Source organism: Candidatus Dependentiae bacterium (assembly GCA_016191325.1).
GTDB lineage: Bacteria > Babelota > Babeliae > Babelales > JACPOV01 > JACPOV01.
In genome coordinates, this window is the sequence record JACPOV010000008.1 from 19266 (window position 1) to 43613 (window position 24348).

Genomic DNA, 24348 nt, shown 5'->3' on the forward strand with positions numbered 1-24348 from the left:
ATCGCATTAAAAGTTTAATTTGAATCATTCTATCATAAAAAAGGGCTAAAGAGTAGCGAAAATATAGTGATCCCCTACCAGATCGCTCAATTATTCGACTTTTGCGGTTTTGGCTATCATGGGCGATTCGGCCGGGCCGCGAGCGCCGAGATATTGTCTCTGTTAGTAATTTGCGCTATTATGATTCCGATTAAAACCACGTTGTTAGGAGGAACATTTATGAAAAAGATAGCTCTCTTTGGTGCACTAGTGGCTGTGAATTCCTTCGCGCTACAAATTCGCTGCGATGAAGAAAAACCAAAGGCTACGCAAGTAAAGACTGAAACTGACTGTGAAACGACCTATGAGGTGCCAAAATTATTTCTAGAGTTGTTTGATGACGTTGTGCCATTCTTTTCTCATGTGCATCAAAGATTTAATAGAAACATGCAAAGGATGGAAAAATTGTGTCAAAGTGCTCAAGCGCAATTTCAATCTTTCCCGATAAATTATAAAATTGATGCGGACGAGCCGGATCGAGTAACTATTATCGTTGAGTTGCCTGAGGCACCAGAAGGAAAAATTAAGCAATCAGGAACAGAGACTTTTTCTCAGGCAGATATTGAAGTGCCGTTTAAAGAAGGATTTATAAAGTTGCATTTACAAAATGTTGGAACGAACACTGAAATGCCTTATGCGCTTTTGCAAATGCACGCAAAAAATAAGACAAAAAACGAGGAAATCCAGCGCAAGCAATGCAATTCATTGCCTGCACTGAATCTAGAGAAAATTGAAATTAAACGCGTTCCTGAGAGTTCAAAAATTCAAATTAGTGTTGGAAAAGCATCTTCAGCGCAACGTTATTCAAAAGAAATAGAAATCTAATTTTTAAGTTTTTAATGAATCTGAAAAAGCCCGGCAATTTGCTGGGCTTTTTTTTAACTTATGATGAGGAAATTCATTGTGATCGACAAAGAATTAGTGAAAAAAAATAGAAATAATGCAGATTTCTGGCCATCTGTCAATCAGCGCGTGGCACACGAACCCTTAACATGGATTGAGATAAGTAAAAGCGCATTGCATCACAATATTTCAAATTATCGATCTCTTATTAAGCCGGGTGTGCTGTTTGTGCCTGTGATCAAAAGCAATGCGTATGGGCACGGCATGTTGGCTGTTGGCTCAATTTTGCAAGATCATCCCGGAGTAGATGGCGCTGCAGTCGTTGCAATAAGCGAGGGGATCGCCCTTCGTGAGAACGGCTTTGGCAAGAAAATTATCGTTCTTGGCATTATCGATGCCGGTTTGCAAGAAGTCGTTCGTCATAATCTTGAATTAGTTGTATATGATCAAGAAGTTATCGATCAATTGAACGAAATCGCAAAAAAATTAGATTCAAGAGCGCGCATTCATATTAAAATTGATACCGGTCTTTCACGGCTTGGGTTTTTTACGAATGAAGCATTTGAAACTATTAAAGCTGCTTTCAATTTACCGCATGTAGAAATTATCGGCATATCGACTCACTTTGCAAATTCAGAAAGTGATGAAGATTCATTTGTTAATTTGCAACTTTCTCGATTTAATGAATTAATTAATAAGCTGCGTCTTGAGAAAATAACTATACCGCTGCAGCATGCAACCTGCACCGCGGCACTTGGTGCATACGAAAATGCGCATGGTTCGTTAGTGCGATTTGGGATAGGGCTCTATGGCTTATGGCCTTCAAATGAAAATAGGCAAGCTGTCATGGAAAAAATGCCAAATTTCTCGCTGATTCCGGTTTTAAAATGGAAAACGCGCATCATTCAACTTAAAACTTTGCCTGCCGGAAGCTTCGTGGGGTACGATTTGACCCATCAAGTTCAGCAAGAAACCAAGATCGCAGTTTTACCGGTTGGCTATTGGGATGGATTGGATAGAAGGCTTTCTAATAAAGGATCGGTAATTATTCGCGATACCATTGTTCCCATGATAGGAAGAATCGCTATGAATTTGTGCATGATTGACGTCTCTGGCGTGCCAGGGGTTTGCATCGACGATGAAGTGATTCTTATAGGAGAGCATGAGATGGTGAGCGCCGACGCAATAGCTGGGCATACTGGTACTATAAATTATGAAATCGTCACGAGAATAAATCCTTTAGTTACAAGAATTGTAGTATAAAAAAAAGATAAAAATATCTACAGATAGCATATTTGTTGTCAAATAGAATTAATGGCTTCTGGGGGTACGTGCCGACTCAATGCTTTTTTGACTGATTTCAATATGGCGTTTATAATAATATGTATAAGGTTAAATTTTTCTATTTGAGACTATTATTGTCAATATGTTTGGGGGTTTATATGCATTTGTTTAAAAAACTTACTTTCTTGGTCTTTATCGCATTGAGCAATGGTGTAGCGCTATCAGAAGCAGATAACGAATCCAATCAAGATCTAATCGTTATTTTTAATGTATTAGGTAAGGCGGTTGAAGCTGAGATTAATCAGATAGATAGCCAGATAACGAAAGAAAATAGAGATTTTGCATCTATTAATCGGATTATTAAACAAAAATTGCCAACAATTAAAACTAAAAGCGTGCATGCTTTTCAGCATGATTTGACACAAAACCAACGCACTAAATTAGTTAATATATTGCAGGATTTAAGAGATTTATCTGTAACAACGGCTGATGATTTAATGATAATGGCGAAAGTAAGTACTGAAGACCGTGAAGCTATGAATGAGAGCCTGAAAAAACGTTATCCCAATGGTATAGGATCTTATTTTTCACAGGGTCAAGCGGGAATCAGAAAATTTGAAAAAGAAGTTGATCTGGGCAATCCATCATTTAATATGATAACGCGTTTTATGTGTAAATGTGGTTATCTTGACGAGCTATCTGAGCTAAGGCGAATTGAAATTGAAAATGCGGCTTGGCAGCGATGCTATGAATATGCAATGAACGCGATAGCGCTCCCCTTTGTTGCATTTAATGATTTATATTTTTTTCCGGGATGGCAACAAGAATTTCAAAAAAGCGGAAATACTTTTGCGATAATGAATACTGTATGTACAGCATTGCTTGAAGCGGTTGATCAAAAATAGGTATAAAAAAACTTACATAGAAATTAGTTTCAACTAAATAAATTTGATCAATGTAGATTTTTTTAAACTCATCAGAGCTAAATTATAACAAATTCTGCTGACTATGATATATTAAAACCATCTTTAGGCAGTATTGCCATTTAATACTGAAGTAACCAGCGAGAAAGCCAGAATGTATATCGTAGAAGGCAATATTGGAGCCGGAAAATCGACTTTTTTAAAGCTCATCGAAAAGCATATGCCACAAATTGGCATTGCCCTTGAACCGCTTCATAATTGGCAAAAAAAGGTTTACGGTCAATCGCTGCTGGCCAATTTTTACCAAGAGCCGCGACGATGGTCGTACAGTTTGGAAACATTTGCGATGATTTGCCGCGTTCGCGAGCATATTCGAGAGCAAGAGCATAGTAGCAAATCTCGTATTGTTGAACGTTCTATTTATTCTGGTCACTATTGCTTTGTGCTCACCGGTTACCAAAATGGATTCATGACCGATTTAGAATGGTCTATGTACCAAGAATGGTTTAATTATTTAATTCCACAACGCTGCAAACCGCCACAAGGTTTTATTTATCTAAGAACTACGCCCGAAGTTGCGTATAAACGCATAAAAAAAAGAAACAGACTCGCAGAAAAAAATATAACGTTTGCGTATCTTAAGCAGATTCACGATCAGCATGAACGGTTTTTACTTGAAAAAAATGATGTTTTGCAAGATCTTGTGCATGTTCCGGTTTTAATACTTGAATGTGATACTGAATTTGAGAATAATGCGGAGCAATTAAACAAACACTTATTAGCAGTTCAAGAATTTATTATTAAGACGAGCGCACATCAGAATCCAGAAATCCTTCAAACGGCCACGCCTGAGAAAAGTCTAAATGTGGATCGATCAACGGCTGATGATTAACAAGCCAGGTTATAGAGCGCAACGAAATACCGTTTTCTTTTAACGTTTTTATCATTGATTCTAAATGATGCCACTTGCGATAGATCGACCATTCTTTTTCCAGAGGGGCTTGATCGAACGAAATATAAGCATCCAATCCATTTTGGCAGATTATAATCGATTGTAAGCTTATTTGTTTTCCGCCAAATTGCTCATTATGAGCTAGTTCCAGCCATCCATACACAAGTTGCTTTATCTGTTCAGATTTATCGGTTGGCCATAAAAGATCTTTTGGCTCTCGTGTCCATTTATTTGCATGCCAGCCGATAATAATCACAGGCTTTTTCTTTGTTGTATTTCCCGGCACGAGCGTATGTGCAGCTGCAGCTCTGGTAGGTAATCGGAGAATAATCCATTGCTGCTGGAATGCTATAGTAATTAAACCAAGAAAAAAGGCAGTAAACGAAATAATAAGATACGTATACTTATTCATAGCGTTTCTTTGTGTATAAGCGTCGCGAGTGCATTTTTTATCGGATCTATCAGCAAATAAATGTCTTTTTCATCTCGTAATCCACATTCGATTGCAATTGCGGGAGCTTGAATGCCAAAAAAAGGACGGAATGGAATTGCAAATCCACCGATGAAACTAAAAGTGTTTTGTTCAGATTGTTTAGTGAGCGTTTGAGAAAGAAGAGTCATAAATGAATGTGTTGTTTTGAGCGATCCTCGATATGCAAATGCTGCTGGAATCAAAGATAGTTGCGTTGGTGCAACTTGCCACCAATCGGTAGTGCGATTCCAAATAGTTTGATAAAGAGCAATCGTCGGTAGTGAATTTGTTTCTCGAAAACAATGAATGCTTATAAAAAGCTGTGCGCCAATTCGATTGGAAGATTGAGCAATTTGCATTTGCTCGCTCAATTGGCCAGGTTTGTGTGAGAAAAGAAAACGCACATGAGGATATTGAAACGAAAGCTCTTGATGCAATGCGTCGGCAAGCAAAAGAGTGGTGCCCCGCTCAAAACTATTTTTTATCGATCTACCAGGATTTTTTCCATCTCCTGCAGGATCGAGCATAATAATAAATTTTTTTGGCATTCGCGTAAAAAAAGAAGATGCATCATTATGTAATGCAAGAACTGCACCAATAATAAAAATGCGTAAAAATATCATGAACGGCATGTTAGTGTGCTGGTTAAATAATGCTGTAAAAAAGTTATACGATTTACACCTTTGCTATTTTTTATTCCCATGGCAATCGCTTTTGGCTGACCAACCATGATGCATAATCTTTTCGCGCGTGTGATCGCGGTATAAATTAAATTTCGTTGTAGCAAGACAAAATGATGCATGAAAATTGGAATAATCGCAACATCGTATTCTGAACCTTGGCTTTTATGAATCGAAATTGCGTACGCAAGTACCAGTTCATCAAGTTCATTCAATTCGTAAATGACACTGCGATCGCCAAAAAGCACGGTGAGCTGCTGATCTGTACTATTTATTTCGGTAACTGTGCCAATATCGCCATTAAAAATGTTTTTATCATAATTATTACGAATCTGCATGACGCGGTCATCAACTTTAAAGGTAGTGCCGCTGCTTTGTGCTTGATCTTTAATCTCGGGATTAAAAAGTGTTTGCAATTGAGAATTGAGGGTGAACGTACCAGCTATCCCTCGGTTCATTGGAACAAGTACCATTGAGTTTTCTGGCTTAAATCCGTATCTGGGTAATGTTTTTTCATAAATCGCGTTAAGATGTGCAAAAAGATTTTCGGCTTTATCTTCTTTAATAAATATAAAATCTTTTTTACTATCGGGCAGATTTGAAACAGGAAATTCGCCATTGTTGACGCGGTGAGCGTTTGTAATAATAAGGCTATCTTGCGCTTGCCGGAAAATATGAGTCAATCTAATCGTGGAGACTTTTTGGCTGCTAATGAGATCGTTAAGAACGTTTCCAGCACCGACCGATGGCAATTGATCAATATCGCCAATTAATATTAAGTGTGCAGTGTGCGGAAGTGCTTTAAGTACTGCAGACGCCAAAAAGATATCGAGCATCGAAGCTTCATCAACAATAATAAAATCGGTTTTTATCGCGTTCTTTTCATTGTGTACAAATTTCATCGTGCTCGCATCAAATTCAAGCATGCGATGGAGCGTCATTGCATGGCGGCCAGTTCCTTCCATCATCCGCTTGGCAGCGCGCCCAGTTGGAGCAGCAAGGCGATAAGTGATCCGTTGACTATCAAGAATCTCAAGAAGTTTTTTAATGAGAGTGGTTTTACCCGTTCCCGGCCCGCCGGTGATAATCGTCACTTTTGATTGTAGTACCGCCATGATCGCTTTTTGTTGATCTTCGTTGAGCATAATGCCGCGTTTATCGGGCGTTAAGAGCGACTGATAAATTGCGTGTAAATCAAACTGGTGGAGTGATGGATGTTCGAGCAATACTTTTATGCTCGTCGCGATACCAAATTCGGTAAAATAATAAGAACTGAGCGTAATAAAATGTTTTTCTTCATGAGAGATGAGTTTTATTTTTTGCGATTCATAAAGATCATGCAGCGCAGATTTAATCAGATGTTCGTGTTCTTCTTTTTTTAGCTCAAGCAGCTCATAAGTTTGATCTTTAAGTGCATTTAATTCGCAGTAAATAGAGCCGCTTGAAGTTGCAGTCGAAAGAAGATGCGCAATTCCTGCTTTAATACGCGAAAGTGAATCGGGAGCGCAGCCAAGCTGTTGAGCAATTTTATCAGCGGTTTTAAAACCAATGCCCCAAATATCTTCAGCAAGGCGATAGGGATTTTCTTTAAGGACCGCCATTGCTGTTTGGCCGTATTTTTTATAAATTTTTGCAGCATATGCCGGTGAAACATCTTTTTCCTGCAGAAAAATCATGAGTGCAGATATTTCTTTTTGGCTTTGCCAGGCGTTTGCAATAATCTCTGCGCGTTTTGGGCCAATTCCTTCAACTTGTTCAAGCTGTTTGGGGTGGTGCTCTATAATTTCGAGAACTTTATCCCCAAATTTTTCTACGAGTTTAGTTGCATAAACCGGGCCAATACCTTTGATCAATCCTGAACTTAAATATTTAGTTATTCCAAGAAGCGATGTTGGCATTTGAGCAACATGAGAACTTACTTCAAATTGACGACCAAATTTTGGATGCGTAACCCATTTTCCCTGCATAATGAGTTGTTGGCCGACGTGAGTCGAAGATAAATAACCTGTTACAAGTGTTGATCGTTGCTTGGTTTGAACAACAGCAACAGAAAATCCGGTCTGGGGGTGTTGGTAAACAAACCGCTCGACCGTTCCTAATAATTCTTCCAGTTCTTGTTGTTCGTTCATAATGAATTATTTTTTTTGGTGAATCGCATCAAGATATTGTTGATAACCTATTGGGCAGCTTTTTATTAAATCATCAAGAAAGCTGACAACGTCGCTGCAAAATTGGTCGAAACTTTTAAAAGATGCAATGTGATTATGGAAAAGTTCTTCTTCGTTTCCAGATCTATGTTTGCACCATTCAAAGATTATACTATCATGCCGATTGTGCAACTCTGCCCATTCTTTCATTAATTCATGAGCGGTGCGCTGAGGCAATCCTTGCAATCTAGTGAGCATGGGGCGCATAACCTCAATAAATCCAGTTCTGAAAATGACCAAATGACTTTCAAGATCATTCTGAAGCTCTTTATCATTCGTTTCGTGGGCGGTGCACTCAAGCGCTGCTAATTCTTGGATGGAATATAATGAATTGCGAAAATTAAAAATGCCAATGCGTTTCTTAGAATTAGGCTGTCTGCCGCCAAATTGCCCCTTAAGGATTTCTTTTATGGTATGAACCATCTCATCAACCGTTTTCCAATCGACGCCAATAGGATGAGGAAGGCCATCGACCATCGCCAAAGCGCGATGTTGAAGCGGCTTGCTGTTTCCAATTAAGGGGTTATTTAAAATAATAACCAATAATGAGAGAGCTAATTTTCTTTTAAATAAATTTTTCTTCAAGATTTTCCTTCTTAATTAAAACAGATATTCAAGCCTGAATGAAGCTGAGTAGTCTTTACCGATACCGGCACTCAGGAATGTGTAATCTGCGGTAAGTGAAATGCACCAATCTCCGCATTTTCCAGGGTGATTGTAGGTGTACGCTCCAAATAGTTTACTTTGGAAAGCAGATGGTTTTGTAGCTATATCTTTTCGTGCAAGAGCTTGGTTTTGCGATGAGGCGATTATTCTGCCGAGTTTTTCTTGCTGTTGCCACCAAAGATCATAGCCAAGATTCAGTGTTGATTGCTCTGCGATCCAAATGTCGGCCGCTGTTGAAAATTTAATAAGTACGCCTGGAAAAACCATAGTATTGTAAACGCGAGGGTAAAGTATCTGAATAAGTTGTTCTTGAATAAAATTCAGATCATTTGGGCAATCGGCAGGATTTTGCGCTACTGCATTGAAGCCAGCTTGATCTTTTGCGTTTATATAAAACCGCTTTTCCATTACAGGTAAAAGATATTCAAACTCTGCATGCGTATCAAAGCTAAAACGGGGGGTGACTTGCAATTTGCTATCGTACACAAAACCCAACCCAACGTGCCCACCATTGCCAATATTATCATCAAGTAAATTGGCAGAAAGTTTATCGAGCGCACCGAGTAAAAAGTTGATGGTTAATTGTTGAGCTTGCGCTCGTTCTGCATCGTCGCCGAGTGCTAGAAGGAGGATTTCGGCTAAATCAAAGGGAGGATGATCGCTGTTTTTTGGAAAATGAGATCCTTTCCATACTCCTTTGCTGAAAGCAAAAGCTGTTGGGATCGTTGCAAGAAAGCCCGCATTTACCCACAAGCTATCATTATCTACAAATGTGTAACCTGCAGTGAAACGGCTGTCGCCCAATCCAAACTTATCACTAATTAAATGCTGTTTTTTGAATGCTTCGAATTCTTCATTTTGTGTACCACTCAAAGATGCCACTTCTGCAGGAATATCGTTACCCGTGTTAAAAAAACCGCTGACTTCTTGTTCTAATTGAGCTTTTTCCTGTTCATCGAGTTGAAAATTTCTTTCGATATACGCAAGGGGAGTTTTCCATTGAATAAGCCATTTACCTTTTTGTCGTTGAAACCAAAACATCAACGCTGCGCGCCGATCTTCAATCTCAATGTCGCCAAGAAGTGATAAAATTTTTGGAATATTAAGACCCACAACTAATGAAGCAAGAGTATCGATTTGTGAGATCAGATTTTTATTGTCAAATGCCAAGTAATCACGTAATGCAAATGCATCATTATAGAAAGCCATTCGTGGCGTTTGGTTAACCCATAATTGACCGATAAGAGACCAAGTTTCAGGACGACAGAACGGATAATAGAAAGCTGGATAATCAAGAATCGAGCGTTTAACTAATGGATTAGTACGCAAATAAACGTCATTGCGTAAAATAGTATCCGCTTCGATGATGTCGCCTGGATCTGCATCTGAGGGGCAATCGCGTGTTAAGAGAGCAAACGCTGCGGCCATCGCATTTTGGCCAGCTGGTTGATCTTGGATTGGCAATTCTTGATCAGGATAATCGTCATATTGTAAAAGAAGATCCATTGGGTTTGCCCAAAGTGGGAACAAACAAAGCATCGAGAGGATCTTTCTCCATTGTCTAAACACATAATTCATAGGATACCATTTAGTGTTAAAATGGGTGATTTATTTTTCAAGTAATACAGTAACGCAGTATTTGAGAGTATAACTAACAAGCTGAACGCTCCATAGTTCTACCTGCTCATAAAGTTATGAATGAGCAGAAAAATGATATTTTTTTTACAGCTAGTTTATTTATTTGAGTACAGGGTATCGTACCATATTTTTTTTTGAGTAGCAAAAGAGGTCAAATTAACTGGCTTTTTGTGCTTAAAGAGGTAACCTAAAAAAAGACCTCTGTTTTACATATTTAACACTTTGGTATTGTCCATGAGCGAATTACATAAAAATCCTCGCGTTGTTTCCCTTGAAGGCAATATAGGCGCAGGTAAATCAACTTTTTTAAAACTTGTTGAGCGTGCATTGTTGGTTCAAGCGATATTTGAACCGCACGCTAAATGGCAACAGGTTGGTGGAACTGAGAACTTGTTAGAACGTTTTTATGCCGACGGTCAGCGTTGGGCATATACTTTTCAAACATATGCTTTTGTAACGCGCGTTATGGAGCAGGAAGCTCATGCTCGTAAAAGCAGATATCCTGTGCAAGTACTCGAGCGTTCTGTGTTTTCTGATCGGTATTGTTTTGCAAAAAATGCTTTTGAACAAGGGCTCATGAACGCACTTGAGTGGAAATTGTATCAAGAATGGTTTTCCTGGCTTGTCGATGGCTATGTTGCGCAACCTGCGGGATTTATTTATTTGCGTACAACCCCAGAAGTGTGTTACGAGCGTCTCAAGAAACGAAATCGTTCAGAAGAGCGAAATGTTTCTCTCGATTATTTGCGTACAATTCACGAAAAGCATGAACAATGGTTGATCGAGCGCCTGGATATTTCGGCAATCGAGCAGAATGTGCCATTGCTTGTTCTTTCTGTGGATAAAGATTTTGAGCATGATAGGCAAGAACAACTAAGATTGATGAAATCAATTGCAGAATTTTTTGGTATCGATTTTAGGAATATCGATCGTGCAGAATTTGCGCAAGAAACAGCGTCATTGTAAATGAAATCGAAAATACGGTAGACTAAAAAAAATATATTTTTAAAGATCCTTAAGTGGTGGAAGGGGTTTTTATGAACGTCGGTATCGAGGGAATCTACATAGCAAAAGCTGCGGCATTTATTGGTGCGGCGCTTGCAATGGGTATTGGCACAATAGCTCCGGCATATGGCCAGGGACTTGTTGGTGCAAAAGCATGCGAAAATATTGGAAAATTTCCAGAAAGTGCAAAAGATATTCGGGGTGCTCTTGTTATGGCACTCGGCATTATTGAGTCATCAGCTGTTTATGCGTTATTGGTAGCTGGTGGTTTAATTTTTGTGGGATACAGTCTTTAAACGCTACCGGAATGCTCCGTGTAGCTTGCTTTGGAAAAATCCAAACGTATTGGCTATTCCGGCAATAATGAAGAGATTGTTCTATGCTAATTAACGCAACTTTTTTTGTGCAAATGATTAACTTTGCGATCGCTTATATTGCGCTCGATAGAATTCTTTTGCGCTCGGTTGTTAAAGATATTCAAACGCAAAATCAGCAAGATCGCGCTCTTACTGCGCAATTGGAAAAAAGCCAAAGACAAATAGAAGAGCTTAAGAAAAAAGAAGTGGCTCGTTGGCGAGAATGGCAATCTATTTTTAAACTTAAGTTGCCACAGTTCAAACAAGAGAGCGCAGTAATTAATCAAGAACTCATTCTCAAACCTGAAGAGCCGGATAAAGCAAAAGTTGATCGAATGCGCGATGAAATTGCTGGCGTTATTGTCAAACGTATCGGAGCTTTTCATGATCGGCATTAGTACGATTTTCTTCAGATTACTCAATGCAGCTGTTGTGTTTGCATTGCTCGGTTACGCTTTTTTCAAATATATTTTGCCTTCGATCTCTAAAATTCTTTTGCAAGAAGATGCTGCTGAAAAAAATAGGCAGATGAAAAAAGAGATGCTCAATGAGTTAGAAAAAGAAATGGAGCATACGCTTACAGCACAAGAAAAATTAGGCGATAAACTATCAACATATATTGGCAAATGGGTGCAGGTAGTAGAAAAGAATAAGACGATTGCGCTTCAGGCACAAGATACTATTGCTGCACAAAACCAAGAACGAGCCGTGGTCCGTTTACAGCAAGCGCAAGATTCGCTTATAAAAAAAGAGATTATTAATCCGGCAATTGAACAAGCACGCGTAGAGCTCAAAGAACATTTTTCTCATAAGCAGATGGGCGATCAGTATCTTAACCAACTAGTCGCCGCCTTAGAAAAGAAGAAAATATGAATAAAGATTATGTTCCATTAGCACGGAAATATGCGATCGCGTATCTGAATGCTTTTGGTAATACGCTTAATCAAAAAGCAGTGAGTGAGATTGCATTGATTGGCGACTTTTTTGAACATAATCGTTCAGTTCTCTTTTTTTTGAAGTTGCCCGCAAAATTTAACCGCGTTAAGGTGCATATTATTAAACGATTGCGTGAACAATTGCCGATGAGCGAGCATCTTACAAAGCTTATCGATCTTCTGCTTTCGCAACAGCGACTTTTTATGCTGCCAACTGTTTGCGCGAGCATAAAAGAAGTTTTTGACGAAAAAAATGGGATTATTCATGCGCGACTTGAAAGTTCGCATCCACTTGATGAAAAACAAATCGCTATTCTTAAAAATTATTTTGAGCAATTAACAGGAACAAAAATCGAAGCCCAGCCGGTAGTAAAACCTTCGCTCATTGCGGGAGTTCGGCTTCAAGCCGATACGGTTCTTTGGGAATATTCGGTTGCAAAGCAGTTACGGAATGCAGAAAGGCTATTAAGCAATGGAGATTAAGAGCTCTGATCTTATTTCCTTATTTGAAAAAGCGTTAAACAATATTGATCAAGCACAACTTGAAGAGATTGGTGTCGTTATTCAAGTGGGCGATTCAATGTGCAAAGTGCATGGGTTGCGTAACGCAGTTTTGGGTGAGCTCGTCACTTTTGAAGGCGGTAATCGCGGGATTATATTTAATTTAGATGAAGATTACGTTTCGATTTTTCTTTTTGATGCTGCAATTGCGGTCGATGAACTCGAAGTGGTAAAACGAACCGGCAGTGTTTTCAAAGTTCCAGTCGGAAATAGTTTACTCGGCCGTGTTATCGATGCGGTAGGAAAACCGATAGATGGACTCGGGGCAATAAACATTGAAGAAGCAAGATCGATCGAAGCAGAAGCTCCGGGCATTATTGAACGCAGTCCTATTAATCAATCGCTAGAGACTGGCATCATGGCAATCGATGCACTAATTCCAATTGGCAGAGGCCAGCGCGAACTGATTATTGGTAATCGCAATACTGGAAAAACTGCAGTTGTTCTTGATACTATCGTGCATCAAAAAGATAAAAATGTTTTGTGCGTCTATGTTTCTATTGGTCAGCGACAAGCAAACTTGGCTCGCTTTATAAAAACACTTGAAGAGCATGGTGCGCTTGAATACACCGTTGTCGTAAGTGCTGATTCCAGTGATACGGTGCTTCGCCAATATGTTGCTCCGTATGTAGGATGTTCAATCGCAGAATATTTCCGCGATCAAGGCAGAGATGTTTTGGTGGTGTACGATGATTTGAGTAATCATGCGATTGCGTATCGCGAAATGTCGCTCCTTTTGCGCAGATCTCCGGGCCGCGAAGCATATCCTGGCGACGTTTTTTATTTACATTCTCGTTTACTTGAGCGTGCTGGAAAATTAGAAAAAGGCGGATCGATCACAGCGCTTCCCGTAGTGCAAATTCAAAGCGATGATATCACTGCGTACATTCCAACTAATTTAATTTCGATTACTGATGGGCAAATTTTCTTAGATACGCATCTTTTCAATCAGGGTGTTCGCCCGGCAGTTAACGTTGAACTGTCGGTTTCTCGCGTTGGTGGTGCAGCGCAAACAAAAGCAATTAAGAAAATGACGCGCGCATTGCGCCTTGAATTGGCTCAGTATCATGAGCTTCTTGATTTTGCGCAGTTTGGAACCGAGCTTGATCCGGTTGCGCAAAAGCGATTAAACCGTGGTGCGTTAGCAGTGGAACTTCTCAAGCAGCCGCAGTTTGCTGGCTATAGTTTTGTCGATCAATCGCTCATGCTTTTCTTGCTGAAAGAAAATTTCTTGGATGCATTACCGATTAGAGACGTGCAAACCTATGCACAGCAATTTGTAAGTTATGTAAAATCGATTTATCAAGAAACATACGAAACGATTTTTAAGACTCAGGATGTTTCAGAAGAAACGCAAAATAAGCTTGTAGAAATTGCTCGAGAATTTACCAAGATTTTCATACCAAAAGCATAAACGAACTATAATTGCGCAAATGAGATAATTGTGCACTTTAAAAAGTTCTCTTTCTTGCGTATACTATAGCCGCATATCTTTTTTACGTGCCCGTAGCTCAGCTGGATAGAGCAACGGATTTCTAATCCGTAGGTCGCAGGTTCGAATCCTGCCGGGCACACCATCGTTGACTATCGGACAATTTTAGTATCTCATTGAATGGCTTTTGAGCGTCGTAGACGAGGTTTTCATCTTCAAGCTTCAGGTTCGATAGTACGAGCTTGATTAATTGCCTTTTTTCCTCAACTTCAGAACTTTCAAATAATTCGTGCGCCTGGTTTATTAAGACCAGCACATATTTTGCAGTCATATAATAGCTATATGAATATAAGTTTGTAAGAGTAGATGTAGCCGGTTTTTGGACAGGAAAACCAAAGCAAGATTATCAGCAAATTATCAAAGATCAGGCCCAAGATGGCTGGCGCTTATTTGAAATTTTTGCACCAGTTGGTACTAAGGGCTACGCAGATTTTTTCGAGCTGATATTCGAGCGAGAGATATAAAAAGCCTATTGATCAAAGCTAAATCTTTACGGGTTTGAATTTCATTAATTGCTCTCGAATTACCGCAAAAGGGCTTTGAGTCCCTGGTAAATTGATCTTATTTGCATCAGCCATGAGGCTGCCTGCTTCTTTTCCTGTCCGCCAAAGCTCATTGATGAGCGACGGCTGGATGTTCTTCTGTGCTGACGCGCGCAATAAGTATAGCCTTCATGATGCTCCAGAGATAATAAATTCTTTGTTCTAAAGCATTGTAGCATGGGCAAGTGGAACGTTAAGAATGGAATTAAAAGATGGGAGAAACTTCTACAGCATTGATAAGTTTTATATAAAGATAAAGAGGATCCATGAAGCAAAAGTACATGGATCCGAAGTTACATTTATTTTTTACTCGAAAGCGTTAATCAATATAGTATCAGCGTCAGATAGCTGAAAGTTGGGATCGTGGGCCAGTTTTTTGAGTGCGTCTCTAGATTCCGCTGCTCGTGCTAGGAAATTCTGTGCTCTGGATTTTTCGTTTGCTGATGATCTGGGGTCGTTAAGGGCTCTCAACCATACTCTTTCTACTCCTTGAATCATTTCTATGAAATGAGGGACGCTAGCGCGCTGTATATCGTCAAGCCTTACTAATTCCTCATATTTTTCTTGAAATAAGGGCGATTGGAATTGGTTAAGGTTGGTGGTTGCTGGGCGGTATACTGCGCATTGCATCGGCACTGCTATTGCCAGCAACGATAACATAATTAGTTTTGAACCGAGTTTCATAGAGTATCCTTTTTTTATACATAAAGTTTAGCTTAGTTTAGCTGTTGATTGGTCATGATTCTATGTAAATCATATTATAAATATATACGATTTGTAAATAAATCTAGTATGGTGCCAAATTTTCTAGGGCAACATATTTTATAGCGCAACTCTAGCAAATAGTTTTTCTGTACGACGTGGGCAAATGGCCAAAAGGATGCGGTGGGTAGTCTCTAAAAACTGGAACGGCCCCTTCGCACAAAACATGTGAGCGGAATTGCTTAAGAAGTAAATAATTTAGAGAACTTTATTGATGTAAATCTTTCCAATTGCTCTCTAATGACTCCAAAAGGGCTTTGAATCCCCGGTAAATTGATCTTATTTGCATCAGCCATGAGGCTGCCTGCTTCTTTTCCTGTCCGCCAAAGCTCATTGATGAGCGACGGCTGGATGTTCTTCGGTGCTGACGCGCGCAATGAGAATTGCTTTCATGATGCTCCACGAGATTGAATGTAATTCTGATTTCCGCAAGCAGTGTACCATGGAAGGGAAAAGTTCAGAACGAGATGATGAGAAATGAAAGAATTTATTTAGTGTTGTTCAAAGAAATTAGGCGAACGAGCGCCCATTTCTTTGTCATTTTTATTTTTTTAGTAGCGCAGTAATGCCAGCGTTTACGTATGCGATTAAAATGGTTGATGGAACGAGAAGACTCATAGAAGCTAGATCGCATTTATTCCATATTCTACTTTGATAATTAATTGCTTGTACGTTTGCTTGTGACTGATTAAGTGCCCTATTCTCAGTATGCTTCTTTGTTTCTATACGGGACACGCAATAGACTGCTGTACCAAATACTAAAGTGCTTAGGCCACCCATAATAATGGGATTATTCATTGTGGTTTCGCTGATATTTTTTATAAAAAATTTATCAAAGAATGAATTTACAAATAGGTTAGGAAGAGGTGAAATAGGATGATTATTGGCGCTCATATATATAGATTGGTTGAGGAACGCAAACCCAAAGATGCTGAGAATAAATTTTTTATGAAGCATATGATCCTCTCTTAATATTCATTTTGTATGTTGTCGCAAAATATGCATAAATAGATATTTATAGTAACAAAATGAGAATTAATATCAATTAGAATAGAAGTTTATTTGTTTAGTTGCACAGGACTGAATTTCATTTGATTTATTGATTTACGTTGATCCCTAACGATTCGAAAACTGTTTGTATATGCTCGAGTGTGAATGTATACTCAATTTCGCCGGTTATGAATGTATCCATTAAGGTACACCAAATTTCGTTTCACGAAATTTGTCCGTCGTAACTTGCCGAGGCCGAAGCCCCGGATAAGTGAAGACTGGACTTCGCCATACAGGCTTCGTCTGGCTCGCGCCACGAAAAAAATTTAATACCAAAATAAACTCTGTGAGCAGGAAGAAGACTGACCGTCTTCGTTCTTGACAAGTTTGCTGCGCTTTTCGCAGTTTGGACATCAGTAAATTCTTTTACGATGAAGAGATTGCTTTTGGAAGCCTACTCTTGCTTTGAGCTGTGCAGGTATTGAATAACGTTCGCTATTAAATAAAAGAGGCCCCGGTCAGGGCCCTGATATTCTAGTGCTTGAAAACGTTTTTACCCGACATTAGCTCAAAAACGCGCGCTTGGTGTTCACACGTAGGTGGAGGATTAACGGTGTCTTTTTCAAGGTAAATTTATTTTTGATGAGACATTCAGTTAATTCTGTTTGAGCTTTAAGGAGCCTTTCAGCCTGCTTTTTCTCTAACTCTGACAAATCCTCTTCTGGAGTTGAAGCAAGGTAAGGCCTTACTTTCCTAGCAACCCAAATGCGAGATTTGATATTTAATCTTGGTATATAGCATGTTAGAGCTCATTTTGTTTTAGGTATCTTTTTCAGAGCAGATCCTTTATGCATCGCTAAATGGTCTGTTTTTGTGCTTTTTATCAAATATTGCGGTTCCTCTTTTGAGGCATGAACCGTATATCCTTTAAAGCTAATTTCAGATGTAATCTTTTTTTTGATTTTACCGCGTACTCGCCCTGCTTCTGAGTTCCATTCTACAAGATCTCCAACTTTAAAATCTTTAGACATGATTATCCTCTGCGTATTTACAAAATATTTTTATGATACTGTTGTACCATCTATAGCTGGATAGGTTATAGTTGTCCCCTGTACCATTGCCCAAGGGGTTAATGTGTGAGGTTTAATTGATGTTATGCTATAAATATCTTCAACTTCGATTCCTCGCACTAACAAGGCATCTCCAACTAAAGATCTGTGACATCGCCAAGGAACAGCTTCACCACACATAATAGCTACCGTTTTTTCATGCGCAACGTCAATAAGTTCTCTTATGCCATCTTTAAATTCTGCTGTTTGCATATAATCTGCGAATCCGCGGAATGAAACATTACGCCAGGCCATATTGATCGAATCGGAGTGCGTATGCCGTAAGCCGCCTAGGTTTTTTTGATGTCGGTAACCAATACGATGGTTTCTTAAAACATGGGCTAATTCTGGGCCATTAAACTGTGGATTGTGGCGTGATTTTGGTATTGTGCGAATATCAACAAGTTCGGTAACATGATAATGTTTAAGTAGTGCTAAAAAATCTTCTATTGACCGAGTTGAATGTCCTACTGTAAAAATACGCAACACTTTGTTCATGTGGCATGTGCTTTTTCTTATAATACATTTGAAACATTGCAAGGGATGGCTACATCTTTTAATATGTAGCTAACAGTTGTTTAATAACAAGTACTATTTTCGATTGAAAAGGTAATGAAATAATCCGATAAGGCACGCCCAATCTTCAACCCATCTTTGATGAGCATAAAATAAGAATACAAGAGGGATTAGACTTATTTGCCAAACGTTTTGACTCTTTTTGGGGTTAATAATTTTTTTAAATCAACTTTCAATTTATTTTTCCAAAGTTTTTAATTTTGATTTCATTACATCAATTTCTGATAATTGCATTGCACTGATATTTTTACAGATTTTTTGTATATCGGGGTCTTTAAGATGAGAATGTTGGCACATTAGAACAGCGATTGCATGATGAGGAATCATGGATCTTAAAAATTGTTCATCATTTATGCCAACCTGTTTTCTAGCGAAGATTATTAGTAAAATAAATATAATACCACTGGGAAATAAGATTAAATTATTCAGTTTTTTATTTGGGTAAGATGATCCCATTAATAATAGTTCGATTATTATAATGGATAGTGTTAATACGCTTGCCATATAAAATTGATTTAGATTCATAAAAGTATTTGAATAACTATCAACCGTTAGATACAAAAGTATGTACATTGATATGAACGATAATAGTGACCTAAGAACCAATTTAAAATATCTCATCAAATTAGCTTTCTTTTTTTGTTGATAGGGAAGTGCCCGAAACATGTTCCTCAGGATTATCAGCAAAGCTCATTAGTGCTCCTATCTATTCGTCTACTTTTTTTTCTTTCTTAATTTAGATAATGTTTGCGCTAAACGTGCACGTTTTCCTACAATCCCTTTTTTCTTAGCAGCCGCTTTGAGCTTTTTAGATGGGATTTTTTTTCCTTTTTTTTCGTTAAGTTCTTTACGTAATGAACCTGGTTTTTTTATTGCATCTGCAATCCATAATTTTTTCTTTTTTGCGACCATCGTTTTCCTTTTTATTAATAGCAATCTGCCTATTAATAAAAAAATATAAAATAGGGCAATTAAAAGTAAATGTCTTGAATATTTTTGCCGCAAATTCCAGAAATATTTTTAATTTTATTCTTAAGAAGATTCCGCCCAATTAATTTCAGGCAAATGATGTTTTTTTAGAAAGGAATTCGCTTTTGAAAAATGTTTGCAGCCCAAAAATCCGGTCACGGATAAAGGTGAGGGATGTGCAGATTTTAGAATTAAATGTCGAGATGAATCTTCGTGTATATGCAAATGTTGCATTTTCTTTTGTGCGTACGAGCCCCAAAGCATAAAAACAGTCGGGTGTTTCCGCTTGAGAAGTTGCTCCATAATCGCATCGGTGAAAATCTCCCAACCTTTATTTGCATGAGCTGCGGGTGTTCCTGCTTCAACCGTTAAAATAGCATTAAGGAGCAAAACTCCTTGTTTTGCCCAGCCGGTTAATGTGCCATTTTGTGGCACAGCGATGCCAAGATCACTGGCGAGCTCTTTAAATATGTTTCGCAGCGATGGAGGGATTGCAATTCCTGGTGGCACGCTGAAACTTAATCCGTGCGCTTGGCCCGGGCCGTGATAGGGATCCTGCCCAATAATCACCACACTTACTTTATCAAAAGGTGTTGCTTTCAATGCTGCAAAGATATTTTGTTTTGCAGGATAAATAGTCGCGCCCGCTTTTTCCCGTTCTTGCAAATAACCTATTAATGCATCGATTTCTGGTTTGTGGCAAACTTCTTCCAACGGTTTTTGCCACGATGGTGGCAGGGCGGAAAAAAAATGTTTTTGTCTTGCGCTCATTTCTTTCATAACAGGATGATTTTGTAGGTATTTGTGCGCCTTGTCAAATTTGAGTTTGAAGTTATAAAAATACTGGCAAAAGGAGGAAAGTGTTTCGTTTGAAAAGCGTGATCAGCCCTGTTCTTTCTTGACTTTTTTACATCATTTTCTATTATTAATTATAATACAAAAAAATATTTAAAAGAGTTTTTATATGCATTCAATGATAGAAATAAAAAATTTAAGAAAAGTTTACCTTTCCGGTACTGCGCAAGTAAAAGCGGTCGATGGGATAGATCTTTCTGTTCATAAGGGCGAAATTTTCGGGTTTCTGGGGCCAAATGGTGCGGGCAAAACCACCACCATGCGAATACTCACCACCTTATTAAAACCGACATCTGGTACCGTTCACGTTGCCGGCTTTGATCTTGGTGCTGAGCCCGATATGGTGCGCAAGAGTATTGGTTATGTGAGTCAAACAGGCGGTTTGGAACGCAGTGCAACGGCCAGAGAAAACTTGGTTTTACAAGCACGTCTTTACGGCATGAGCAAAACTGAGGCGCAAGCGCGTGCAGCGGAACTTATTAATTCTTTGGGAATTGCAGCTTTTGCAGATCGGCTTGTAGAAACCTATTCTGGCGGCCAACGCCGCAGAGCCGATATTGCGCTCGGCATGGTTCATAAACCTAAACTTCTTTTTCTGGATGAACCAACCATAGCACTTGATCCTCAGAGCCGTGCGCAAATCTGGGAAGAAATTAAAAAACTCAAAACACATGGCACTACGATATTTTTCACCACGCATTATCTTGATGAAGCGGATATTTACTGCGATCGTATCGCCATTGTGGATAATGGTAAGATCGTCGCTCTTGGCACGCCTGAATCACTCAAACATGAGATTGCTCCAGGTAAGAAAGCTACGTTGGACGAAGTTTTTCTAGAAAAAACAGGCCACAGTTTTAAACAAGATAATTAAGAGAATAGAACTATGATGAAATTATTTAACGATACCTCACTCATTTTTTTTCGCAGTATGCAAACCACTTTGCGTAATCCGGTGTGGATCATTTTTGGTCTTTTCCAGCCGCTATGCTTTCTGCTTTTATTTGCTCCGTTGCTTGAGAAACTTACAAGTAATCCGGCATTTGGCAGCTCAAATTCACTAACTGTTTTTACTCCCGGCCTTTTGATCATGATCGCGCTTTATGGTACCTCGTTTGTTGGCTTTGCGCTTATTGATGATATTAGATCTGGGGTTATTGAGCGCTTCCGCGTAACGCCCATTAATAGAAAAGCACTCATTTTGGGGCGCGTTTTGCGAGATTTGTGCGTTCTTGCAGTGCAAGCGACATTTCTTCTAGTATTAGCATGGCTTCTTGGCTTATCGGCGTCACTTTTTGGTGTATTGATTTCGTACGGGTTAGTTTTGCTTGTCGGATTTACTATGTCCACTGCATCATATTGCGCAGCACTTATGCTGCAAAGTGAAGATGCGCTTGCGCCAGCGATTAATTTCTTTTTGTTACCGATTCAACTGCTTGCGGGTATTACACTTCCGCTTACGTTAGCGCCTCTTTGGCTTCAGCGAGTCGCGTTCTTTAACCCGTTCGCTCATGCAGTTTCAGCTGCGCGATCACTGTTTATGGGTGATTATTTAAATGAAACAGTCGCATTAGGGTTTGTAAGTATGATTCTTATTGCCGCATTGGCTTTTTACGGTGCATCACGCTTGTTGAAAAAGACCGCTTCATAATTAACAAAATAATTCTCTGATCTTTATTGTATTGGGATTTGGCCGTACTTCGAAAAAAAATTGAAGTTGCCAGCTTTGTGTTGCTTTCGCTTGCTTGCTTTCGACATGATCCCATGGCGGATAAACGCGCATCGCTCGCTTTCCGCCAATTCCTTTTTTTGCAATAAATCCTTTTTGATGCAATACCGTTTTTGGGAAAGCAAATTGCCCAAGAAGTTCTCCAAAACGGACACTTACAACAAAAATATCTACCGGATCTGCTAGGTCAAAGGGGATAATTGGGCCATTTCCAATTCTTTTCCAGAAGGTAACGAATTGACCAATTTTTGTTGGGGTGATTTTTGCACTTCGAAACTGAATTATTTTATCGTTGATTTTAAAACGACTTGCATCGTATTCTTGGCTTTCTTGCTCTCGCTCAAAATTTTTTAAAAAGAGGCCGCAGGGCAGATAAGCTACTTCTTGTGCACCAAGAAGATCAGAAGGCATTAAGTTTACTTGATTATCCATAGTTTACTTTTCTTTAAAAACTAAGATTCCACGAAGCCCAGAATGTTACGATGTATTTGCAGCCAAAAAACTTGGGACTGTGATCAAATCCATACGCTCCATAAAATAAAAAACGATTCGAAAGATTTCGGATCGAAAATTTATATTTATAGACGCCATAAAAATTGCTTCTAATGTAATCTGTCTTTTTTTCAATGTCATCAAACGGTGAAGATGAATGAGCGCCGAATCGTGTGCGGAATGTGTAGCCAAGTTCAACTCCCTTTTTTTGCCAATCTTTAGAGAAGGCAAGTAAAAGATCGGTGATATTTCCCAACGTGAAAGTATGTTTTTGATCAAAATTATCGAACGCTTTTCTCGGTACAAAATATATATAGCGAGCACCGTACATCACGCTGCGCATGCATCTAAAAGCGTGCGCGCCATCTAATTGAATGCCAGTTCCTATTTGGCTATACCCAAAATCTGCATGTTGCAAACGATAGATTTTGTGCGTGGGAACGCCAAATAAGCCGGATAACGTTATCACATCATTCTGTTTTAAAATAAAATTACGCCCGAGCGTAAAAAGTATGTCATCCGTTTCAGTGCCAGAAAAAGTGACCACTCCATTATCTTTTTCCTTTATATAAGATGCAGCAAAATCGGTGCGAAAATAATATGGCTTAAAGTCGTAGATGAACGATCCCAGGCCACCAAAATAATTTTGGTAGACGCCACTGTGTTTTTTGCGAAATTGATCAAAGAGAAGAGCGACGAAGAGGTGATTTTTCTGACTTTTCTGCTGCATAATTGGCTGTTTTGTGATTTGCGCAATGCGGAAATTGTACACCATAGAAATACCGCTGAGATCAGGGCAAGAAAAAATTGATAACAATAAGAGAGATTTACGAGCTATTGAGCTTTTCACGAATTCTATCCTAAGGTACAAACACCACGCATTTAGAGTTTCATAATGTTACTTTACTATAATCGCGAAGCGAGGAAAAAATGAAGAATCGTGAACTAAGTATGGAAATGCTAGCAGAAGAAAGAACGCTACTCGCAGCGGAGCGTACCTTTAGCGCATGGTTGAGAACAGCTCTTGCCGCTATGGCGGGCGGTATTGCAATTCTGCGATTAATTACATTCAAAACAGATTTTCATAAAATCATCGCGCACATCACGGGCGAAACACTTATTCTTTGGGGATTTATAATTATTATTTTATCCGCGCTAGACTACAAAAAAACACGCCGAAAGCTAGATATTGCCAAAAGTTATAAAAGCTCATCATTAGGTTTTATAATTATTGTTGTACCGCTTATTATTATGTCAGCATTGCTTATATGGGTTACATTACCGTAAAGATATGCGAGCATGAAATTTAAGTATGACATTGGCAACTTAGCAGATATCTTTTTTGGGCGCTTCATACTATTAGAAAGCCTCACAGCATGGAAGTTGGTTACGATGCATTATTCTTTTTTAATGCAAAAGTCTCCCCGCATTTTGCATCGCATTATCATATGGCTTTTGAACCCACACTAAAAATTATAGGCAATAAGCGGCTCATTTCCACGTGGGGCTTAATGGGGATTAATTTAAAAAAAATTAAATGAAAAAATTAGGAAAAATATGCCACAAACTCCGCATATCGAAAAACACTTCACGGCGAGCGATACGGTGCGCGATATCGTCATAGGAATGTCTGACGGATTAACGGTTCCATTTGCCTTGGCAGCGGGCCTTTCTGGCGCCGTTGATTCTACAACCATTGTCATAACTGCGGGGCTTGCAGAAATGGCGGCAGGCTCGATAGCTATGGGATTAGGAGGTTATTTAGCCGCAAAAAGTGATGCAGAACATTATGCTACCGAAGAACTTCGTGAGTATAGTGAAATTGAAAAGATGGCAGCGGTGGAGAAGCTCGAAGTAAAGAAAATACTTATGAATTACGGTTTGGCATCAGACCAAGCATTGACTATTGTAGAAGCGCTGAACAAGCGGCCAAAAGACTATGTTGATTTTATGATGCGGTTCGAGTTGGGTCTTGAAAAACCCAATCCAAAGCGTGCGCTCAAGAGTGCAATTACGATAGCTTTGTCATATATCGCAGGAGGTATGGTTCCTCTCTTGCCTTATATGCTAATGAGCAGTGCAAAAAAAGCGTTGCCAATCTCTGCTATTTTTACACTTATAGCGTTATTTATTTTTGGTTATATTAAAGGGCACTTTACGAGCGTTAGGCCAGTTCGGGGAGCGATTCAAACAACCATCATTGGTGCGTTGGCGGCTGCAGCAGCGTTCGTTATCGCTCGCTTAGTTGGATAATCTTGTTATTTAAAGGGC

The 24348-nt window shown here is 39.1% G+C and carries 29 protein-coding genes, 1 tRNA gene and 1 pseudogene; 17 read left to right on the forward strand and 14 right to left on the reverse strand.

Annotation, left to right across the window (positions count from 1 at the left end):
• Positions 1–219 precede the first annotated feature (219 nt).
• From HYX58_00205 to HYX58_00220, 4 genes are all read left to right on the forward strand, one after another.
• Complete coding sequence (locus tag HYX58_00205; GenBank protein ID MBI2774419.1) at positions 220–864, forward strand: hypothetical protein; 645 nt, start codon at positions 220–222, stop codon at positions 862–864.
• A gap of 78 nt (positions 865–942) precedes the next feature.
• Entirely contained in the window at positions 943–2145 is a 1203-nt protein-coding gene (gene alr / locus HYX58_00210; GenBank protein MBI2774420.1) for an alanine racemase, read from the forward strand.
• A 179-nt stretch (positions 2146–2324) separates the two neighbouring features.
• Complete coding sequence (locus HYX58_00215; GenBank protein MBI2774421.1) at positions 2325–3071, forward strand: hypothetical protein; 747 nt, start codon at positions 2325–2327, stop codon at positions 3069–3071.
• Positions 3072–3243: 172 nt separating this feature from the next.
• Positions 3244–3981: a deoxynucleoside kinase gene (locus tag HYX58_00220; GenBank protein ID MBI2774422.1), complete on the forward strand. Its 738-nt coding sequence runs from the start codon at positions 3244–3246 to the stop codon at positions 3979–3981.
• On the opposite strand, the gene HYX58_00225 is transcribed toward HYX58_00220, so the two are convergent.
• Genes HYX58_00225 through HYX58_00245 form a run of 5 tightly spaced genes read right to left on the reverse strand, consistent with a single transcriptional unit; the run spans position 3890 to position 9605 of the window.
• On the reverse strand, positions 3890–4453 hold the full coding sequence (locus HYX58_00225; protein ID MBI2774423.1) for a hypothetical protein: 564 nt from the start codon (positions 4451–4453) through the stop codon (positions 3890–3892). The genes HYX58_00220 and HYX58_00225 overlap by 92 nt on opposite strands.
• Positions 4450–5136, reverse strand: coding sequence for an N-acetylmuramoyl-L-alanine amidase (locus HYX58_00230; GenBank protein ID MBI2774424.1), 687 nt, complete (start codon positions 5134–5136; stop codon positions 4450–4452). Before HYX58_00230 ends, HYX58_00225 begins: the two co-directional genes overlap by 4 nt.
• On the reverse strand, positions 5133–7322 hold the full coding sequence (locus tag HYX58_00235; GenBank protein MBI2774425.1) for an ATP-dependent RecD-like DNA helicase: 2190 nt from the start codon (positions 7320–7322) through the stop codon (positions 5133–5135). The genes HYX58_00230 and HYX58_00235 overlap by 4 nt, the downstream gene beginning before the upstream one ends.
• Positions 7323–7328: 6 nt before the next feature.
• Positions 7329–7985 carry a hypothetical protein gene (locus HYX58_00240; GenBank protein MBI2774426.1) on the reverse strand — a complete coding sequence of 219 codons (657 nt, stop codon included), beginning with the start codon at positions 7983–7985 and terminating at the stop codon, positions 7329–7331.
• Positions 7986–8000: 15 nt separating this feature from the next.
• Positions 8001–9605, reverse strand: a complete 1605-nt coding sequence (locus HYX58_00245) for a hypothetical protein (protein ID MBI2774427.1) — start codon at positions 9603–9605, stop codon at positions 8001–8003.
• 333 nt (positions 9606–9938) lie between these two features.
• On the opposite strand from HYX58_00245, the gene HYX58_00250 reads away from it, so the two are divergent.
• From HYX58_00250 to HYX58_00285, 8 genes and pseudogenes are all read left to right on the forward strand, one after another.
• On the forward strand, positions 9939–10670 hold the full coding sequence (locus HYX58_00250; GenBank protein ID MBI2774428.1) for a deoxynucleoside kinase: 732 nt from the start codon (positions 9939–9941) through the stop codon (positions 10668–10670).
• 71 nt (positions 10671–10741) lie between these two features.
• Positions 10742–11005, forward strand: a complete 264-nt coding sequence (locus tag HYX58_00255) for an ATP synthase F0 subunit C (protein ID MBI2774429.1) — start codon at positions 10742–10744, stop codon at positions 11003–11005.
• 83 nt (positions 11006–11088) lie between these two features.
• Positions 11089–11463: a hypothetical protein gene (locus tag HYX58_00260; GenBank protein ID MBI2774430.1), complete on the forward strand. Its 375-nt coding sequence runs from the start codon at positions 11089–11091 to the stop codon at positions 11461–11463.
• A complete protein-coding gene (locus HYX58_00265; protein ID MBI2774431.1) occupies positions 11450–11938 on the forward strand; it encodes a hypothetical protein in 489 nt (162 codons plus the stop codon). Before HYX58_00260 ends, HYX58_00265 begins: the two co-directional genes overlap by 14 nt.
• Entirely contained in the window at positions 11935–12483 is a 549-nt protein-coding gene (gene atpH, locus HYX58_00270) for an ATP synthase F1 subunit delta (GenBank protein MBI2774432.1), read from the forward strand. Before HYX58_00265 ends, atpH begins: the two co-directional genes overlap by 4 nt.
• Entirely contained in the window at positions 12473–13975 is a 1503-nt protein-coding gene (locus HYX58_00275) for a F0F1 ATP synthase subunit alpha (GenBank protein MBI2774433.1), read from the forward strand. The genes atpH and HYX58_00275 overlap by 11 nt, the downstream gene beginning before the upstream one ends.
• Before the next feature lie 86 nt (positions 13976–14061).
• Positions 14062–14138: transfer RNA gene (locus HYX58_00280), tRNA-Arg, on the forward strand.
• A gap of 193 nt (positions 14139–14331) precedes the next feature.
• Positions 14332–14517 (forward strand): annotated as a pseudogene (locus HYX58_00285) (DUF4177 domain-containing protein).
• 384 nt (positions 14518–14901) lie between these two features.
• Here HYX58_00285 and HYX58_00290 read toward each other — a convergent pair.
• The 7 genes from HYX58_00290 to ung form a co-directional block, all read right to left on the reverse strand.
• Positions 14902–15279, reverse strand: a complete 378-nt coding sequence (locus HYX58_00290; GenBank protein MBI2774434.1) for a hypothetical protein — start codon at positions 15277–15279, stop codon at positions 14902–14904.
• 621 nt (positions 15280–15900) lie between these two features.
• A complete protein-coding gene (locus tag HYX58_00295; protein MBI2774435.1) occupies positions 15901–16314 on the reverse strand; it encodes a hypothetical protein in 414 nt (137 codons plus the stop codon).
• 842 nt (positions 16315–17156) lie between these two features.
• Complete coding sequence (locus HYX58_00300) at positions 17157–17378, reverse strand: DUF2945 domain-containing protein (GenBank protein MBI2774436.1); 222 nt, start codon at positions 17376–17378, stop codon at positions 17157–17159.
• Between the two features lie 30 nt (positions 17379–17408).
• Positions 17409–17954, reverse strand: coding sequence for a DUF488 domain-containing protein (locus tag HYX58_00305; GenBank protein MBI2774437.1), 546 nt, complete (start codon positions 17952–17954; stop codon positions 17409–17411).
• Between the two features lie 255 nt (positions 17955–18209).
• Positions 18210–18653 (reverse strand): DUF305 domain-containing protein, encoded by a 444-nt coding sequence (locus HYX58_00310; GenBank protein ID MBI2774438.1) that lies wholly within the window; start codon positions 18651–18653, stop codon positions 18210–18212.
• Positions 18654–18746: 93 nt separating this feature from the next.
• Positions 18747–18944: a hypothetical protein gene (locus HYX58_00315; protein ID MBI2774439.1), complete on the reverse strand. Its 198-nt coding sequence runs from the start codon at positions 18942–18944 to the stop codon at positions 18747–18749.
• 120 nt (positions 18945–19064) lie between these two features.
• Positions 19065–19772, reverse strand: a complete 708-nt coding sequence (ung, locus tag HYX58_00320; protein ID MBI2774440.1) for a uracil-DNA glycosylase — start codon at positions 19770–19772, stop codon at positions 19065–19067.
• A 202-nt stretch (positions 19773–19974) separates the two neighbouring features.
• Here ung and HYX58_00325 point away from each other — a divergent pair, with 202 nt between their 5' ends.
• Positions 19975–20730 (forward strand): ATP-binding cassette domain-containing protein, encoded by a 756-nt coding sequence (locus tag HYX58_00325; protein ID MBI2774441.1) that lies wholly within the window; start codon positions 19975–19977, stop codon positions 20728–20730.
• A gap of 12 nt (positions 20731–20742) precedes the next feature.
• Positions 20743–21507 carry an ABC transporter permease gene (locus HYX58_00330; GenBank protein MBI2774442.1) on the forward strand — a complete coding sequence of 255 codons (765 nt, stop codon included), beginning with the start codon at positions 20743–20745 and terminating at the stop codon, positions 21505–21507.
• On the opposite strand, the gene HYX58_00335 is transcribed toward HYX58_00330, so the two are convergent.
• Together HYX58_00335 and HYX58_00340 are read right to left on the reverse strand one after the other, a co-directional pair.
• Complete coding sequence (locus tag HYX58_00335) at positions 21508–21996, reverse strand: MepB family protein (protein MBI2774443.1); 489 nt, start codon at positions 21994–21996, stop codon at positions 21508–21510.
• 34 nt (positions 21997–22030) lie between these two features.
• Positions 22031–22927, reverse strand: a complete 897-nt coding sequence (locus HYX58_00340; protein ID MBI2774444.1) for a hypothetical protein — start codon at positions 22925–22927, stop codon at positions 22031–22033.
• 80 nt (positions 22928–23007) lie between these two features.
• Here HYX58_00340 and HYX58_00345 point away from each other — a divergent pair, with 80 nt between their 5' ends.
• The 3 genes from HYX58_00345 (at position 23008) to HYX58_00355 (ending at position 24330) form a co-directional block, all read left to right on the forward strand.
• Positions 23008–23364, forward strand: coding sequence for a DUF202 domain-containing protein (locus tag HYX58_00345; GenBank protein ID MBI2774445.1), 357 nt, complete (start codon positions 23008–23010; stop codon positions 23362–23364).
• Positions 23365–23376: 12 nt separating this feature from the next.
• Positions 23377–23547 carry a hypothetical protein gene (locus HYX58_00350; protein ID MBI2774446.1) on the forward strand — a complete coding sequence of 57 codons (171 nt, stop codon included), beginning with the start codon at positions 23377–23379 and terminating at the stop codon, positions 23545–23547.
• Positions 23548–23634: 87 nt separating this feature from the next.
• Positions 23635–24330, forward strand: a complete 696-nt coding sequence (locus tag HYX58_00355; protein ID MBI2774447.1) for a VIT1/CCC1 transporter family protein — start codon at positions 23635–23637, stop codon at positions 24328–24330.
• The last annotated feature ends 18 nt before the right edge of the window (positions 24331–24348 follow it).